The following is a 13,123-nucleotide window of genomic DNA, read 5'->3' as shown; positions in this document are numbered from 1 at the left end:
CACAGATGACGATCCGGGAGCGCTCCGTCGAGCGCGATCGCGAGCGTTTCCTCGCTGGCGACATCCCCCGATCGGCTCGGCCTGACATCGCCGTGTCGTGGCGGCGTTGCTCGTACCTCGACGTCTCGGCCGACCACATCTCTCCCCGCTACGCCCCCGACGTCGATGCGGAGGCCCCCCTCATCCGGGCAGCGAAGCCGGTTCTGGATCACGTCAACGAGCGCCTTGGGGACGTCGGGCTCTCCTTCCTCCTGACCGATCCCGCAGGTCGCATCATCGACCGCCGGTCGGCCACGACGCAGTTGCTCTCCCGCCTCGACGCGGTGTCGGCCGCAACGGGGTTCATCTTCGCCGAGCGGGAGGTCGGTACGAACGGAGTCGGCACGGCGATCGAGCTCGGCCGTCGTGTGCGGGTCGACGGGCACGAGCATTACGCGGAGGAGCTTCGTCAGTTCACCTGCGTCGGTGTGCCCATCTTCGGGGCAGATCTGCGGCTGCAGGGTCTGCTGGACGTCACGTGCGTGGCCAACCACGACAACAAGGTGATCAACTTCATCGCCGAGCAGACCGCCGAGACGATCGGACAGCGACTGCTCGCACAGCAGTCGGCCCGGGAGCGCGCGTTGCTCGACCGGTTCCTGGCTGCGTCCCGTCGCGGGCGACGGGACTTCTTCGTGATCAGCGATCAGATGCTCATCACGTCACCGCGCGCTGCGCAGCTTCTCGATGCCACCGAGCAGGCTCTGCTGTGGGAGCACATCTCGCGTCTGCTGATGTCCTCCGACTCCGCCTCGTCCGACCTCGAGCTTCCGGGTGGCCGTCAGCTCGTTGTGCGCAGCGAGGAGTTGTATGACGGCGGCACATCGATCGGCGCCATCGTCGAGATCAAGGAGGCGCCCGGGATGCGGGAACCCGGGTGCGTCAGTCCTCGTGTGCGGCCACTGCCCGGACTGGTCGGCTCCGACCCGGCCTGGTTGCGGGCCTGCGGCGAGGTCGCCGCCACCGCGGCTCACCAGATCGTCGTGGTGTGCGGTGAGCCCGGAGTGGGCAAGACGGCCGTGGCGGTGGCCGCACACGAGCACTGCGGCGGTGGGAGTCTGGTCGTCCAGGACGCCTCGACCATGTCGGTCGACGGCCCGTCCTGGTGGATTGGGCGCCTGCGCGCGCAGCTCGACGGCGAGCCGGGCAGCGTGATCGTCCGGCATATCGACAGGCTGTCGCCGTCCGCGATCAGCTGCGTGACGGCGCTACTCGACGAGGCCCGAGCGGGTGGTTGGCGCTGTCTGGCGACAGCCGGTGTCGAGGTCATGGCTCTGCCGGCCGGGAACGGGCAGCAGAGAGCCGTTGTCGTCGTGCTCCCACCGCTGAGCAACCGCATCGGCGACGTGCCGGCACTGGCCCGGCACTTCGCCGATTCCCGCCGGCTGGCGCCAGAGGTTGTCGCGCTGCTGCTTCGTATGCCGTGGCCGGCGAACACCGGAGGACTGCGTGCTGCGATCGAGCGCGCGGTCGCCACGTCGCGTCGGGCGGAGGTGCGGGTGGGCGATCTGCCGGTAGAGCTGCGGACCAGTGCCTATCGACGGAGGATGAGCAGGTTCGAGCAGGCAGAGCTGAGCGCCATCATGGACGCGATGAGCGAGACCCGTGGCAACAAGAGGGCCGCGGCAGCGCTGCTGGGTATCTCGCGCTCGACGCTCTACCGCAAGTTGGAGGCCGCGGGCCTCGAGATCCATTGAGCCCGGGTGGGGGCCTATCCGTGTGGTTCATTATGCTTTCCAGCGGAAGGGGCTCCTGCGGGGCAGGGCACGCCCGGAGTGTATGACTGTGGCGGAGCATGACGTGGACGGCGTGAAACCTGCGGATTCGGACGTGCCCACGTCATCCCCGACGAGGCGGCAACCTCGTCTTCCGAAGGCTTCCGACGTGCTTGCCGACCGGCTGCGCGGGCAGATCCTCGGACGCGGGATGCAGGTCGGGGAGCCTCTGCCCCCTGAGGCCAGCCTGATCGCCGAGCACGGCTTCAGCCGCGGAACCGTGCGAGAAGCCCTGCGGCTGCTCGAGTCCGATGGGCTGATCGAGATCAGGCGCGGCCCGCACGGCGGGATTCGCGTGGCCCGGCCCGATCTGAGTCAGGTGACGCGCTCGTTGGCGCTCCTGTTGACTCTCGCCGAGACGTCGATGCGGGCGTTCTCCGAGTTCCGCCAGCTCGTCGAGCCGGCCGCTGCCGCAGCGGCCGCCCGTTCCGCGTCGGACGAACAGCGCGGCTGGTTGCTCGCGTTGGCCGAGGCCGGCACCTCGCCGAGCGAGGCATGGGCACCGTCGGTGGAGTTTCATGAGGCGCTCGGAGTGTGCAGCAACAACGAGATCCTTCGTGTCGTCATCGCAGCGTTCGGGCAGGAGCTGACATGGCACGTCCCGGGGGAGCAGCTGTCCGGACAGGACATGACCGACACCCGACGAGCTCATCGGAGCATCGCCCGAGCGGTCGCGGCAGGCGATGCCGACCGTGCGTCGAAGGCGATGCTCCGCCATCTCCAGCAGTTCGAGCGTGTGCTCGGAGCGAACGGCCGTCTTGACCAACCGGTGCTTCCGAAGGAACGGTGGCTGGGCGCCTGAACGTGTCGCCGCCGATCAGACCGATGAGTCGAGGCGGGTTGATCATTGCGGCGGCCAAGACGTCGTCGCCGAAGGCTGGGCCCGAGCGACCGAGGGGTTGTTGCTGGTGACGATCATGCTGGCCCATGCGCAGCAGGATGACGAGGTGGTAGATCAGGTTGACCGTTTCGGCCTCGACGGTATGTAGCCGACCTCACCGATCATCAGTAGCGGGACCTGGGCGAGTTGACGAGTTCGTCCTGCAAGCGGTTGGCGTGGTGGGCGTCGGCGAGACGGGCGACCCATTCGGCGGCGGTGGCGAACAGGGTGCGGCGCCCAGCCTGAGGACCCGGATCCGAGCTCGACCGGGAGGTGCGTCTTCTCAGCGCCCGGGAGGGCCGAGGACCGTGACAGTTGCCTCGGACGATGATGAAGTCCAACGTACCCAGATGCGTGATCGCCTCCCGTTTCACGGAGCGCGCTGGTCGTCGAAGTCGGAGTCCTCCAACGACTTCCGTGGACGGAACCGGTAGGCGCGGACGCGGCTCTCGCCGCCGTGGGCCTCGCGGGCGGCTACCTCGCGCTGTAGGCAGGCGGCCAGGAACTCGTCGTGGATCCAGCTCGACTGCCCCAGCCAGCGACGGAGCCTCGAGCCGGTCGACGCGACGGCCGACAGCGCGGGTGACGTGCGACGGGTGGTACGGAGTCTTCCATCAGACGCAAGGCCAGTTCGCGGGGGCAACGCCGCAGGGCACGGCTTGGGGCACGATGAGGCTCCTTCCTGAGTGGCTGAGTCTTCCCGGGGTAGGAGTCAACCGAACCAGGCAGCAGTTCCGTCCGGTCAGGCGGACGTAGACGCAATGTGCGGCGGGTTAACGCGACCTGGTCCGACCTCGACGCGACGACGGCTGCGGTGCAACCGTTGCCGCCACCGAATCTGTCCGACCGTCGGTGGCGGCGAGCCCTGTGGCGTAGGGGTACACCTGCCCTCCCGGGGGGCGTAGCGGAGACGGCTGCGCCACGCCGGCCGACGCCCCAGCATTTGGGCTGTCCGCGGTCAACGCGTGTCGAGACAGGCGCTGGGCTCGATGCCACCTCAGATGGTGACAGTCACAGCAGCAAGAAGGCGCATTTGCGCTCAGCTGAACTGCAGGTAAGGCGGTGCGGGACCGACCACTCAGCCACCTTGACAGAGGAAGAGCTCAATGCTCGAATGACATTCGACATCACGAGTGATATTGAAACCGGCGTGCTGGCCGGTCGTGATCGATGGAGGTTCTCGAGTGGTCAACACTGCGTCACCGCCGATGCTGAGTGCGTCGAACCGCGGCTTTCCCTACCGCAGCCATCCCACCGGCTGGTTCCACGTGGGCTGGTCGGCAGAGTTCGAGGCTGGCGAGGTCATGCCGCTGCGCTACTTCAGCCGTGATCTCGTCGCCTTCCGTGGTAAGTCCGGCACGTTGTCGATCATGGATGCCTACTGTCCGCACCTCGGGGCGCACATGGGCTACGGCGGGTCGGTATGCGGCGACAATCTCGTCTGCCCGTTCCACGGCTGGCAGTGGACCGCCGAGGGACGCAATGCCGAGATCCCCTACAGCAGCAGGCCTAACCGCGGGCAGCGCGTGACCGTGTGGCCGGTCCACGAGGTCAACGGCTTGGTCATGCTCTGGTACGACGCGACCGGCGCCGAGCCGACGTGGGAGCTGCCCCTGATTGCCGGCTATGACACCGATACCTTCTACCCTGTACATCCGCATTGCACCGGTGAGTGGCTCAACCGCCCGGTTGCGCCACAGTTCCTCGGCGAGAATCTCGCCGACTCGGCGCATCAGAAGTACGTCCACGAGGCGACGGATGTGCCGGAGATCGTCGAGTTCTCCGGAGAGGGCCCGTTGTGGCACTCCCGGCAGCGGATGGTCTGGGGACGCGGCAAGGGCGACACCTGGTTGACGCCCTCCGGTGGGAAGGTCGGTCACCTCGACATCCAGGGCTGGGGGATAGGCATCGCCCTGTTCCGCTTCGAAGGCATCGACGACACGGTCCAGATCCAGTCGATCACGCCCGTCGACGACACCGTCTCGGACCTGCGGATGACCAACTTCGTGCCGCGCCACGAGCCCGACGCCGTAGTACCGACCGAACGTGCGGCCAAGCGCATCGAGCACCTGCGTCGGCAGGTCGGCAGGGATCTTGTGGTGTGGGAGCACATGACCTATGTCGCACGGCCCCCGCTGCCTCCCGAGGAGGCCAAGCCGTACCTGGCTTACCGGCGGTGGGCGGACCAGTTCTATCCCGAGGCGGCGACTCCCGCGGTATCGGCCGTGACAGGTCGGTCGTGACCAGTACGACCCCACGGTGACGGTCATTGATATGGGCACGGCAACCCACGTGGCCCAGGTCTTCACCCGGGACCCGCTCACCGGACCCGGCACGCTGGCCCGGCTGTTCTCGATCCTCGCGCGACACGCTCCCGGTGCGGTCCCCGGACCGCGCGGGGACGGCGGCGGCTCCGCGCGGGCGCTGCGCTCCGCGCATGCCGAGTCCTCGGGGGAGATCTTCTGGGACTCACCTTCGCCCATGCGGGTCAGGGGAGGGGTGCATCCGATGTTCTACCCCACCGACACTCATGCCACGATCACGCTCGAGTGCAACAACGCAGTAGCGGGCCCGGACGGCCTCGTCGGCTTCGTGCGGGAGGCCTCGACGACGTTCGGGGCCGACTTCGGCTATGTCGACGTCCTGCCCGGCCCAGCCGCAGCGAACGGCGAGCCACCCGGCTTCGTCTACCTGACGCCGCAGAACCTGCAGGCCTGGCTTCCGGAAATCTGGTGGGGAATGGTGCTCGGGCCCGCCTACGTCGATCTGATCGGCGGCGACGTCGTGGCGTCGACGCCCGCGCGCGAGGTGACCAGGCTCGGCCCGGCGACCTACTGGCTGCAGCTGAGTGAGCATCTCACGCAGCCACCGACCGGTGCCGACCCGCTCGAGCGGCAGCGTCGTGAGGTAGCCGCCCACCTCGGCGAGCGGTTGTTCTGGAAGGCGGGACGCACATCCTTCGCCGTGCCCCGCTTCGCCGCCACGGGTGCGGGGCGGCGGTGAGCCCGATAGGCGGCCCTGACGAGGACCGCACAGACGCCGATGACGTCGTCGATGCGGTCGTGGTCGGGGCCGGATTCGCCGGGCTCTACATGCTCCACAAGCTGCGGCAGCTCGGTCTCAGCGCTCGGGGCTACGAGGCGGGTGCCGGGGTGGGTGGCACCTGGTATTGGAACCGCTACCCGGGTGCCCGCTGCGACTCCGAGAGCGTCTACTACTCGTACTCCTTCTCCGAGGAGCTCCAACAGGAGTGGGAGTGGAGCGAACGGTATGCGTCGCAGCCGGAGATCCTGCGCTACCTCGAGCACGTCGCCGACCGGTTCGACCTGCGCCGTGACATCCAGTTCGACACCTGGGTCGTGGCGGCGACGTTCGACGAGGCGGGATCCCGCTGGTCGGTCCGTACGGACACCGGCGAGCAGGTGCGTACCCGCTTCCTGATCTCCGCGGTCGGCTGTCTGTCCACGCCGAACGTCCCCGCCGTGCCCGGTGTCGGGCGATTCCGCGGCCCGGTGCTGCACACCGGTCGTTGGCCGCACGAACCGGTGGACGTCGCCGGTCACAGGGTCGGGGTGCTCGGCACCGGCTCGTCGGGGGTGCAGGCGATCCCGCTGCTCGCCGAGCAGGCCGAGCACCTGACCGTCTTCCAGCGCACCCCCAACTACAGCGTTCCCGCGCGCAACGCACCGACCGACCCGATGGTCAGTGCGGCGGTTAAGGCCGAGTACGACGCGATCCGCGAACGTTGCCGGCGTTCCCTGGGCGGCTTCCCGTTCGATGTCGACCCTCGCTCGGCACTATCGGTGTCACCGGCGGAGCGGGAGGACCTCTATCGCGGCCTCTGGGACACCGGGGGGATGCGGTTCGTCTTCGGCGGATTCGCCGACGTGCTGACTGACCGCGCCGCCAACGACGTGGCCGCGGACTTCGTGCGCGCCCGGATCGGTGAGGTGGTGCGCGATCCGGCAACTGCGGAGGCGCTCACCCCGCGTGACCATCCCTTCGGTACTCGGCGCCCGGCCCTCGACACCCGCTACTACGAGACCTACAACCGCGACGACGTGACGCTGGTCGACCTGCGCCGAACCCCCGTCGTGGAGGTGACGGAAGGTGGTCTGCGCACCACAGAGGCTGAGTACCCGCTCGACGTGCTCGTGTTGGCCACCGGATTCGACGCCATGACCGGATCGTTGCTGGCGATAAACATCGTCGGACGGGAGGGTGTCGAGCTCCGCCAGAAGTGGATCGACGGACCCCGCAACCTCCTGGGGCTGATGTCCGCGGGCTTCCCGAACCTCTTTACGATCACCGGCCCGCTCAGCCCGTCGGTGTTCTCCAACATGCCCACCTGCATCGAGCAGCACGTCGACTGGATCGCCGGGTGCCTCGACCACCTGCAGCGCAACGGTCACGCTCTCATCGAGCCGACGGTCGAGGCAGAGGACGGTTGGGTCGCGCACGCCGCGCGCGTCGCGGCGCACACCCTGCTCGGAGCAGTGGACTCCTGGTGGACCGGCGCCAACGTGCCCGGCAAACCGCGCGTCGTGTACCCCTACGTCGCCGGTGTCGGGGCGTACCGAACGGCGTGTGACGCGGTCGCTGCGAGCGGCTACGACGGTTTCGAGCTCACCCCCAGCGCGCCGGTGCGGCGCCGACCGGAAGGTGCCCCGGCATGACGATGAACCTCGGGCGTTTCATCACCTCGCACGCACAGGAGTTCCCCGCCAAGAAGGCGATCACGGTCGGCATGTGCTCCCTGACCTACGCCGAGCTGGAACACCGGACCACCGGGCTGGCCGGTGGTTTCGCCGGGCTGGGTCTCGGGCGCGGCGACACGGTCGCGGCGGTCCTGGAGAACTGCGTGGAGATGCCGGAGCTGTTCTTCGCCTGCGCGAAGGCCGGCACGGTCCTGGCGCCGATGGTCACCCGCCGCATCGACGACGAGGTCGACGCGCTGGTCGCCAAGTGCGGCGCCCGCGTACTGGTGGTCGGGCCCGACCACCGCGACCGCGTCGCGGCGATGCGCGCAACGGGAAGGCTGGCCGGGATCGCGACGGTTGTGGAGATCGGGCCACCGCCAGCCGCGGAAGGCGTGCTGGCCTACGAGGAGCTGGTGGCGTCGGGTTCGGGGGTGCCGCTCCCTGTCGGCGTCGGCGACGACGACCCGGTGATCCTGTTCTCCACCGGCGGCACGACCGGCCTGCCCAAGCTGGCCGTGCACACCCACGCGACCGTGCTGCAGAACCACTACGCGTTCCAGTGGAACATCGGCTTCCGGCCGCATGACATCTGCCTGCACCCGATGCCGCCCTATCATGCGTCCATTCTGGTCACCACCCTGACGCACATGATCATCGGGGCATCCACGATCGTCACCCCCAAGTTCGACCCCACCGAGTTCCTCTCGATCATCGACCGGGAGCGGGTCAGCTACGTCTTCCTGATGCCGCCGGTGCTGTTCAACTGGCTCGTCGAGGCCGGCATCGACGACTACGACCTGTCAAGCATCACGAAGCTGTTCGTCCCCGGCGGAAACTTCTTCAACCGCGATGTCGTCGCGAAGTACCTGCCCGACACCGAGCTGTTCTACCTGTACTCCCAGACCGAGAACACCACGACCTGCCTGCTGCGCGGCAAGGACATCTTCGAACGCCGCCAGTCCGTCGGGCGACTGGACGCGCGGCTCGAGTGGCGCCTGGCGGATGAGGAGGACCGTGACGTGCCACCGGGCACGCCCGGTGAGCTGTTGCTGCGTGGCGCGTCGGTGATACCCGAGTACTACGCCGACCCCGAGGAGACCGCTCGTGCATGGCGCGGCGGGTGGTTCCACACCGGCGACATACTGCGCCGCGACCCGGACGGGTACTTCTACTTCGAGGGTCGCGGCAAGGAGGTGATCAAGACCGGCGGTGAGAACGTCTATGCCGTGCGCGTCGAGAGCGTTCTGGTCGAGCATCCTGCGGTGCGCGAGGTGGCGGTCGTCGGTGCGCACGACGAGAAGTGGGGCGAGCGGGTGTGCGCCTGCGTCGTGCCGGCCGAGGGGACGGCAGTGGATCCGAGGGAGCTCACCGCGTTCTGCCGCGGCAGGCTCGCCGGGTTCGAGATCCCCAAGACTTATCATCTCATCGACGCACTCCCGGTCAACCCGGTCGGGAAGATCCTCAAGCGGGAGCTCACCGCGCGTATCAACGACGGCGAGCTCGGCCAGGTCGGTACCGTGTGAGTACACCGCTGGCGGTACGGGCGTCCGGGTTCGGAGTGATGCTGCCGAACTTCGACCCGCTGCGTCTGGGCGCACCGCCGCTGCTGGCCGCCGCGCGGCTGGCGGAGGATCTCGGGTTCGACTCGGGCTGGGTCGGTGACCACCTGAGCTTCCACCCACCGGTCCTGGAACCGTGCGGAGCGCTGGCAGCTGTCGCCGCGGTCACGGAGCGGCTGGTCCTGGGCACCGGGGTGCTGCTGCTGCCGATGCGCAACCCGGTGTGGACCGCCAAGCAGCTCGGCACGGTCGCCGCGCTCGCGCCGGACCGCCTGATAGTCGGTGTCGGCGTGGGCGGTGAGAACCCGGCCGAGTTCGAGGCCGCCGGCTACCCTGTGGCCCAGCGGGGTCGCCGGCTCGAGGAGGCCATCGGCGTTGTCGATGCGCTGCTGCGCGGCGAGGCCGTGGACCATCCCGGCCCGCTGTTGCCGGTGCGCTCGCCGAAGCTGGAACCGGTGCCGTCCTCGCGACCTCCGCTGGTGGTCGGCGGCCGGTCCGCACACGCGGTGCGCCGCGCCGCCCGATTCGCCGAGGGCTGGATCGCGGTGTGGCTCGAACCTGAGCGGGTGCGCCGGGCGGTCGCCGATCTGCGGGCCCAGGCGGAGGAGTTCGGCCGGCCGGTCTGCACCACCGTGATGCTGGTGTTCGTACACGTCACCGACGATGCCGAGACCGGTCGCCGCGAGCTGGAGCGGTTTGTCGCCGGCCAGTACGGCATGCCCGTCGAGGCCATCGAGCGGTGGTGTGTGATCGGTGGCGAGGACCGCGTGGCTGACGAGCTGGCCCGGTACCGCGAGGCCGGAGCCGAGGCGTTCGTGATGATGCCGACCGCGGTCGATGTGCTGGGCCAGTATGAGCGACTCGCCGGCGTACGGGACCGGCTCGGCGCGATGATCTGACCTGGCGATCAGTCCTCGGACAGCTCGCTGACCGGCAGCCACACCCCGGGCGCCACCTGGTCGAAGATGATCCGCGCCCGCAGGTCGACCCGGGGCGCCATGTCTCCGCGCACGTTCGTGACCAGGGTGACGCCCGGCACGTGCACGAACTTGACCAGCACGATGTGCCGGGCCTGCTCGCCGTCCTCACCGGGGACGAAGCTGCGCCGCAGCGTCGTGTGGCTGAACACGTAGCCCTCTGGGCGGACGTCGTCCCACTCGAAGGCCATCGCCCGGCAGTCCGGGCACATCGCCTGTGGATACCACTGGTACCGGCCGCACGCCGTGCAGCGCGGGAAGACCAGACGCCCCTCGCGGGCGGCGGCCCAGAACTCCTCGAGGACCGGCCACGTGATGTCGGGGACCCAAGGTCCGGAGTTCGGCACGGTGATGGCGCTCATGCGGTCAGCACCAGGCTCGCGTGTTCCCAGGCCGCATACCCCGACACGAGTCCGACCTCGGCGGCGGGCACCTGCCGGTCGCCGCAGCCCCCGCGCAGCTGCGCCACCGCCTCGACGACGTGGTTGATCCCCAGCACGTAGGCGTGCGACAGCAGGCCCCCGTGCGTGTTGATGGGCAGCGATCCCCCCGGCGCGGCGTGTCCGTCGGCGAACAGGGTGGCGCCGGCGCCCTTGGGCGCGAAGCCGAGGTCCTCCGCCTGCAGCAGGCAGCTGATGGTGAAGCAGTCGTAGATCTCGGCGAAGTCGACGTCCTCCGGACCGACCCCGGCCATCCCCAGCGCGCGCGGGCCGGTCACCTGGGCCGGCGTGGACAGATAGTCCTCGTGCTGGGCCAGGTAGGAGTGCCCGGACATGGCCGCCCCGCTGAACGACACGCCCGCCACCGAGACCGGACGGTGCCGGCAGTCGCGCGCGCGCGCGGTCGAGGTCATCACGAAGGCGGCGGCGCCGTCGGTGAGGAGGCAGCAGTCCAGCACCCGCAGGGGGTCGGCGATCATGGGCGAGGACCGGTGGTCCGCGCGGGTGATCGGCGTGCGCTTCATCGCCCCCGGGTGCAGCGCCGCCCAGGCGCGGGTGGAGATCGCGACGTCGGCGAGATCCTCGGGGGTGAGCCCGTAGCGGTGCATGTAACGGCGCGCCACGGCGGCGAAGTAGACCGGCTGCCCGTAGAAGCCGAACGGCATCTCGAGGCTGGCCTTGTACGGGTCGGTGCCGTGGAACCGGTACGGACCGCCGGGTGCCGAGCCCCAGTCGACGCCGAAATAGCACACCACGGTCTTCGCCGCACCGGTCGCGATCGCCTGGGCCGCGAGAAGGGGCGCCCCGACGCTTCCCGCGCCGCCTACCGACATCTGCGCGGTGAAGACCCGGTCGCTCAGCCCGAGGTTGGCAGCGAGCTCGTCTGCGGGGAGGAGGTGGGGGGCGACCGCGGCGTCGGAGACGATTCCATCCACCTCGTCGATGTCGATGCCGGCGTCAGCGATGGCGTCGCGCACCGCCTGGACCATCAGCGTCGGCACCGGCACCGCGGACCGGCGCGAGTAGACGGACTCCCCGACGCCGACGATGGCGATCGCGTCCCGCAGTGGACTGACGGTCAACCCGTCACGCTCCTTCGTCGATGGGTCTGGAGGCGATTGTCGCCACCTGCTCGCGCAGGGCGAATTTCTTGATCTTTCCGCTCGGTGTGACCGGGAACTCCGGGTAGACCTGCACGTACTCGGGCCAGAACTGTCGGGTGACCTTCTTCTCCGCCAGCCAGCGGCGCAGCTCGGCCACGTCGAACGAGGCGCCGTCGCGCAGGACGAGGCAGGCGCAGGCCTTCTCGCCGAGTCGCTCGTCGGGCACGGCCACCACGGCGGCGGACCAGACGTCGGGGTGCTCGATCAGGACGTTCTCGACCTCCAGAACAGGTACGTTCTCGCCGCCTCGGATGATGATGTCCTTGCTGCGGGCGGTCATCACCAACCGGCCGTCGGAACGGATCCGGCCCCGGTCGCCGGTGAGGTACCAGTCGCCGTCGAGGAAGTGCGATGGCGCCAGACCGGGCTGCAGGAAGCCCAGGTGCCGCGACGGGCCGCGCACGACCATCTCGCCCACTTCGTCGGGTCCGAGCTCCTCGGCCAGGTCGTCGCTGCGGATCGCCACCTCGATCGGGAATACGGCGTGGCCGTCGGTGTCGCACACGATCTCGGGCGGGTCGCCGGGGGAGTGCGCGGTGGCGAGGCCGACCTCGGTCATCCCCCAGATTCCGTAGAACTCGACGCCGGGCAGCATCTGCGCAGCCCGCCGGGCCAGCGGGCTGGGGAAGCCCGACCCGAAGCATCCGACCTGCCGCAACGTCGAGGTGTCCTTGGCCGCGAAGTCGGGGCGCTCCAGGGTGTCCTGCAGGTAGGGGGTCGCGCCGCTGGTGATGGTGATTCCGTTCGCCTCGACCATGTCCAGGTAATCGCCCGCGTCCCACACGTCCTGCAGGACCACGGTCGCTCCGAGCTGGACCGGGGCCAGGACGCCGAACAGGATTCCGGTCTGGTGCCCGAGGGTGGAGGCCATGTGGTAAACGTCGTCGGTGGTCAACGCGCGCCGCTCGACGATGATGCGGCCGCCGTAGTAGAGGCTGTTGTGGGTGTGCAGAATTCCCTTGGGCTCACCCGTGGTACCGGAGGTGAACGCCAGCTGCGCGACGGCGTCGGCGCTGGTCCCGGCGTCGACCGGACCCTCGGCGTCGAACCGGGCTTGCCCGTCAGCCAACAGCTGCGGCCAGCCGCGGTCGCCGCCGGCTCCCTCGATGACGACCACGGTGGGTACCTCGGACAGGTCCTGAGCGATCGCGCTCATCATCTTGGCGTGGCCGAAGTCGCGAAAGGATTCCACGGTGACGACGACCTTAGGGGCGCCCAGCGCCAGCATCGTCGACACTTCGCGTTCGCGGAAGATCGGCGCCAGCGAGTTGAACACCGCGCCGAGGCGCGTGCAGGCCACCATCAACGCGACCACCTCGAGCCGGTTGGGCAACTGCCAGCTCACGAGGTCTCCGGGCCTAACCCCGAGTCCGGCCAGGCCCGCCGCGACAACGTGACTCAGCCGTTGCAGCTCCAGGTAGCTGGTGGAGCCACCCCGGTCCACGACGGCTGCCCGGTCCGGCGTTTGCAACGCCGCCTTGTCGACCTGGTGGCAGAGCCGCTGCTCGCCCCAGTACCCCTGCGACCGGAGTTCCGCAGCCTTCTCCGGTGTGAGCTGGGTGAGCAGTCCGTTCCAGTCGCGCATCGTCG

At 69.1% G+C, this 13,123-nt stretch carries 10 protein-coding genes; 7 read left to right on the top strand and 3 right to left on the bottom strand.

The annotated features are described in order from the left end of the window. Positions 1-5: 5 nt before the first annotated feature. From I4I78_RS00530 to I4I78_RS00500, 7 genes are all read left to right on the top strand, one after another. On the top strand, positions 6-1,736 hold the full coding sequence (locus tag I4I78_RS00530) for a sigma-54-dependent Fis family transcriptional regulator (protein WP_218609137.1): 1,731 nt from the start codon (positions 6-8) through the stop codon (positions 1,734-1,736). Between the two features lie 88 nt (positions 1,737-1,824). Next, positions 1,825-2,616 carry a FadR/GntR family transcriptional regulator gene (locus I4I78_RS00525; RefSeq protein WP_218609136.1) on the top strand — a complete coding sequence of 264 codons (792 nt, stop codon included), beginning with the start codon at positions 1,825-1,827 and terminating at the stop codon, positions 2,614-2,616. A gap of 1,262 nt (positions 2,617-3,878) precedes the next feature. Next, positions 3,879-4,937 carry a Rieske 2Fe-2S domain-containing protein gene (locus tag I4I78_RS00520; RefSeq protein WP_218609135.1) on the top strand — a complete coding sequence of 353 codons (1,059 nt, stop codon included), beginning with the start codon at positions 3,879-3,881 and terminating at the stop codon, positions 4,935-4,937. Between the two features lie 265 nt (positions 4,938-5,202). Beyond that, positions 5,203-5,697 carry a hypothetical protein gene (locus I4I78_RS00515; RefSeq protein ID WP_218609134.1) on the top strand — a complete coding sequence of 165 codons (495 nt, stop codon included), beginning with the start codon at positions 5,203-5,205 and terminating at the stop codon, positions 5,695-5,697. After that, entirely contained in the window at positions 5,694-7,370 is a 1,677-nt protein-coding gene (locus I4I78_RS00510; protein WP_308251827.1) for an NAD(P)/FAD-dependent oxidoreductase, read from the top strand. The genes I4I78_RS00515 and I4I78_RS00510 overlap by 4 nt, the downstream gene beginning before the upstream one ends. Further along, positions 7,367-8,917: a class I adenylate-forming enzyme family protein gene (locus tag I4I78_RS00505; protein WP_218609133.1), complete on the top strand. Its 1,551-nt coding sequence runs from the start codon at positions 7,367-7,369 to the stop codon at positions 8,915-8,917. The genes I4I78_RS00510 and I4I78_RS00505 overlap by 4 nt, the downstream gene beginning before the upstream one ends. Next, positions 8,914-9,852 (top strand): LLM class flavin-dependent oxidoreductase, encoded by a 939-nt coding sequence (locus I4I78_RS00500; protein WP_218609132.1) that lies wholly within the window; start codon positions 8,914-8,916, stop codon positions 9,850-9,852. The genes I4I78_RS00505 and I4I78_RS00500 overlap by 4 nt, the downstream gene beginning before the upstream one ends. Positions 9,853-9,860: 8 nt before the next feature. On the opposite strand, the gene I4I78_RS00495 is transcribed toward I4I78_RS00500, so the two are convergent. From I4I78_RS00495 to I4I78_RS00485, 3 genes are read right to left on the bottom strand one after another with little or no spacing between them, the layout of a single operon-like run. After that, entirely contained in the window at positions 9,861-10,292 is a 432-nt protein-coding gene (locus I4I78_RS00495; protein WP_218609131.1) for a Zn-ribbon domain-containing OB-fold protein, read from the bottom strand. Continuing rightward, entirely contained in the window at positions 10,289-11,452 is a 1,164-nt protein-coding gene (locus tag I4I78_RS00490) for a thiolase family protein (RefSeq protein WP_218609130.1), read from the bottom strand. The genes I4I78_RS00495 and I4I78_RS00490 overlap by 4 nt, the downstream gene beginning before the upstream one ends. Before the next feature lie 4 nt (positions 11,453-11,456). After that, complete coding sequence (locus tag I4I78_RS00485) at positions 11,457-13,118, bottom strand: AMP-binding protein (protein ID WP_218609129.1); 1,662 nt, start codon at positions 13,116-13,118, stop codon at positions 11,457-11,459. Positions 13,119-13,123: the final 5 nt, after the last annotated feature.

The sequence above is a fragment of the Pseudonocardia sp. KRD291 genome (genome assembly GCF_019263595.1).
Lineage (GTDB): Bacteria > Actinomycetota > Actinomycetes > Mycobacteriales > Pseudonocardiaceae > Pseudonocardia.
This window is presented reverse-complemented; position numbering and strand designations above follow the sequence as displayed.

What these genes read in the sequence shown, in the direction of transcription:
- I4I78_RS00530 (WP_218609137.1), top strand. Translation starts at nt 6, where the DNA reads ATGACGATCCGGGAGCGCTCCGTCGAGCGCGATCGCGAGCGTTTCCTC.
- I4I78_RS00515 (WP_218609134.1), top strand. Translation starts at nt 5,203, where the DNA reads ATGTTCTACCCCACCGACACTCATGCCACGATCACGCTCGAGTGCAAC.
- I4I78_RS00505 (WP_218609133.1), top strand. Translation starts at nt 7,367, where the DNA reads ATGACGATGAACCTCGGGCGTTTCATCACCTCGCACGCACAGGAGTTC.
- I4I78_RS00495 (WP_218609131.1), bottom strand. Translation starts at nt 10,292, where the DNA reads ATGAGCGCCATCACCGTGCCGAACTCCGGACCTTGGGTCCCCGACATC.
- I4I78_RS00485 (WP_218609129.1), bottom strand. Translation starts at nt 13,118, where the DNA reads ATGCGCGACTGGAACGGACTGCTCACCCAGCTCACACCGGAGAAGGCT.